General features: G+C 45.6%; 1 rRNA gene. It reads left to right on the top strand.

From position 1 onward, the window contains the following. Positions 1-206 precede the first annotated feature (206 nt). Positions 207-283 (top strand): 16S ribosomal RNA (locus ASG86_RS06615); the annotation flags it as partial.

Here is a 283-nt window from a genome sequence, read left to right as displayed (position 1 = left end):
CGGAATGTTTGGGTGGTGCCGGGTGTGTCTGTTGTTTGAGAACTCAATAGTGTGCCAAGTTTGTTGATACCGATTTTTTATAAATTGGTTGAATTTGCTGTGCCGCCACCCCGTGGTTGGCATGGTTTTTACAGCTGGTTTCAAATTTTGCAGCCGTGATGGGTGTTATTTCCATTTGTTGTGGTTGTGTCTGTTTTTGTTTTACTTCAACGGAGAGTTTGATCCTGGCTCAGGATGAACGCTGGCGGCGTGCTTAACACATGCAAGTCGAACGATGAACCTC

Source organism: Arthrobacter sp. Soil764, from assembly GCF_001428075.1.
Lineage (GTDB): Bacteria > Actinomycetota > Actinomycetes > Actinomycetales > Micrococcaceae > Arthrobacter.
Note: the sequence above shows the minus strand (reverse complement) of the source record. Positions and strands in the feature narration are given on the sequence as shown.